This is a genomic window from Stenotrophomonas sp. P5_B8 (assembly GCF_054049855.1).
In genome coordinates this window covers 1-1,733 of the sequence record NZ_JBFULO010000612.1, presented here as the reverse complement: position 1 = coordinate 1,733, position 1,733 = coordinate 1, and the positions used below count along the sequence as shown (strand labels likewise).

Below are 1,733 nucleotides of genomic sequence, written 5' to 3'. Positions count from 1 at the left end.
GTTTAGAGCCTCCGCACTTTATTTGCCGGGAGCTACGTGGCCGGAAGCCTGGTTGATCGAGCAGTGCAAGACACATCCTGGACAGACTGCGGCCGCGCTGGGGTTGGATGCTGATGATGTGTTCGATGTACTCGAATACTCGCTCCAAGCAGGCAAACATAACGAGTTCGCGGAGCTTTCGAAGCATGTCGGGCTGGACAAATCACTTTGCCTGCAGAAGGTCTGCGAGGTCGTCGTCGGCAACTTATCAGAGAACTTCGCTTCCCTTCGGGACGGCATTTCAGCGTTGCTCGAATAGTCACGCGTTCCTATTTGCACCTTTCGCGATACGCGAAAGCTCCATTTAAATACTGGTGTATCGAGTTCAAATCCAGGGCGTTATGCGTCAGTGCCGGCCTCTTGTCTTGGTTTCTGAGGTATATCATCAGAACAAGAAGCGAAGGGCTGATCGACGAACGGTTTTGGATGCATGGAGAGAAGGCAGTTCTGAGTTCGGCCGAGCAGGCGGGCCGGGTGCAGTTGTGGCGCTGGACCCACGAATGTCCACGCAGTTCGCAAGAATCCCACCCGAAGTGAAAGAGTCAAACGTAACTAGGGAGGTTTAGGTGAGCGAGGGCGCAATGGTAAAAGAGCCGCAATGGGATGCCGTGGCACCCCATTGGAATGAGGAGCTCCGCTTCACTGCGGATGACCTGCGCCAGCGAATCGAGCTCGTTTGGCGTGTCAGTCAACACTCTATACATTCCGCTGACAAGGACGCGACCGGTCGCCTGGACCTTCGACGCCAAGTCATTCGACGACTCAGTCGACTATGCAGAGCTAAGGCGCAACCCTCTTCGTCATCGAACATACTTTCCTTCTGGCGCGAAGATCCATCCGGAAAAGAATCAACCTGTGGTCGTCCCAGTGGCGGCAGGCCCCCTGGCGGAGCGGCTATTCAGAACAATGCGTGGCTATTGGTCGATGCCATACTCCAAGGGATATGGCAGAAGATTGCGATTTGTCGTCATGGACGCTCACCATGACGTGGTTATTGTGATAATCGGGTTGCATTCGCCAAGTGCAGACTTGGCATGCTGGGATGATTATTTGGGTGTGTCAAAGCCGCAGAAGCTGGCCAAGGACCGTGTGTAGTGAAACAATGATCGACAGAGCCGCTGGCCAAGTGTCTCTATTAGAGGCGCCGGTGGCTTGAAGGCGACCGGTGCGGCTTGCAAAAGAGTCAGTTGAGAAGCCGCTGAAGGCCGCCGCCCAGGGTTTGGACGAGGATTCGTCAGTTAGTTGGCGTTTTCGATCGCAGTATCACATCTTCGATTAGCCGAAGCACGACCGACATCCTCAGCGCAATAACGGACCCCCTCCCATCACCATGCTCAATTACCACGCCAACCACCTTCTGAGGCTGCAGTGGAGGAGAATCTTCACTGAGGCCAGCAAAGATCAATGGTCCTCCGCTAAGGCCAATGTGACCAATGGTGTTCTCTTCAGCACCGTCGCTCCCGATCGCCCTCGCATCGCGATTCATTGCTACGTGAGTGGCGGTTGACATTCCACGCTTCGCAAACTGCTCTATGGGAAGTATCTCCATATCGGTGTACTGCGCCCTCCGCGGGCTAAGCCTCTTCTCATTAGAACTCTTGGGGGATACTTTCTTGTTCTTGGACCTCGGGAATCCGATCATTGTCAGTGCGCGACCACGTGACGTCGTAGCAGTGTTCTGCTCGATCATGCTG

2 protein-coding genes and 1 pseudogene are annotated in these 1,733 nt (G+C 54.6%); 2 read left to right on the top strand and 1 reads right to left on the bottom strand.

What is annotated here, in order from left to right; all coding sequences use genetic code 11:
* Both ACXJKH_RS19960 and ACXJKH_RS19955 read left to right on the top strand, forming a co-directional pair.
* Positions 1 to 298, top strand: a pseudogene (locus ACXJKH_RS19960) (ATP-dependent nuclease); the annotation flags it as partial.
* A 344-nt stretch (positions 299 to 642) separates the two neighbouring features.
* Positions 643 to 1,134, top strand: a complete 492-nt coding sequence (locus ACXJKH_RS19955) for a Druantia anti-phage system protein DruA (RefSeq protein ID WP_457321964.1) — start codon at positions 643 to 645, stop codon at positions 1,132 to 1,134.
* Positions 1,135 to 1,273: 139 nt separating this feature from the next.
* Here ACXJKH_RS19955 and ACXJKH_RS19950 read toward each other — a convergent pair.
* Positions 1,274 to 1,733: hypothetical protein (locus ACXJKH_RS19950; RefSeq protein WP_457321962.1), on the bottom strand; the 460-nt coding region annotated here is incomplete at its 5' end.